We start from the raw sequence: 830 nt of genomic DNA, 5'->3' as shown, positions 1-830 counted from the left end.
GCAGGCGGTGTCCACGGTGATCGCCGGGCCCTCGAAGCCGAAGGTGTACGACACCCGGCCGGAGGCGACGCTGCCCGCAGTGCCGGTGCCGAGGTACCCCTCCACCTCCTCGGGCACCCGGGGCAGCCGGCTGGCGTAGTCGTGGAACATCACGCCGGTGAACACGCCGGTCCGGCTGCCGCGCAGGGCCTCCGGGTCGATCCCGGCCCGTTCCATGGCCTCCCAGGAGTCTCCAGCAGCAGCCGCTGCTGCGGGTCCATGGCGAGGGCCTCGCGCGGGCTGATGCCGAAGAAGTCCGGGTCGAAGTCGGCGCTGTCGTAGAGGAATCCGCCCTCCCGGACCGAGGAGCTGCCGACCGAGCCGGGGGCGCCGCCGAACAGGGCGTCGGTGTCCCAGCCACGGTCCGTCGGGAACTCCGAGACGGCGTCCCGGCCCTCGGCGACCAGCTGCCACAGGGCCTCGGGGGTGATCGCCCCGCCCGGGTAGCGGCAGCTCATCGCGACGATCGCGATCGGGTCCTCGTCCGCCGCCACCGCCGGACGGGCGGGGGCGGCCTGGGCCGGTGCCTCGTCGAGGAGTCCGGCGAGCAGGAAGCCGGCCAGCCGGGCCGGGGTGGGGTGGTCGAAGACCACGGTCGCCGGGAGGCGCAGGCCGAGCGCGGTCCGCAGCCGGTTGCGCAGCCGGACGGCCGAGGCGGAGTCCACTCCGAGGTCCTTGAAGGCCCGCTCGGGCGCGATCGTCCGCGGCAGGCCCCGGCCGAGCACCCCGGCCGCCTCGGCCCGCACCAGGCCGAGCAGCGTCTGCCGGGCCTCCGCCCGGGGCAGCGCGCG

General features: G+C 76.3%; 1 pseudogene. It reads right to left on the bottom strand.

Going from position 1 to position 830, the window contains the following annotated elements:
- A pseudogene (locus AE652_RS41420) lies at positions 1-764 on the bottom strand (beta-ketoacyl synthase N-terminal-like domain-containing protein); the annotation flags it as partial.
- Between the last annotated feature and the right edge of the window lie 66 nt (positions 765-830).

The sequence above is a fragment of the Kitasatospora sp. MY 5-36 genome (assembly GCF_001182915.1).
In the GTDB taxonomy this organism is placed as follows: Bacteria; Actinomycetota; Actinomycetes; order Streptomycetales; family Streptomycetaceae; genus Kitasatospora.
Note: the sequence above shows the minus strand (reverse complement) of the source record. Positions and strands in the feature narration are given on the sequence as shown.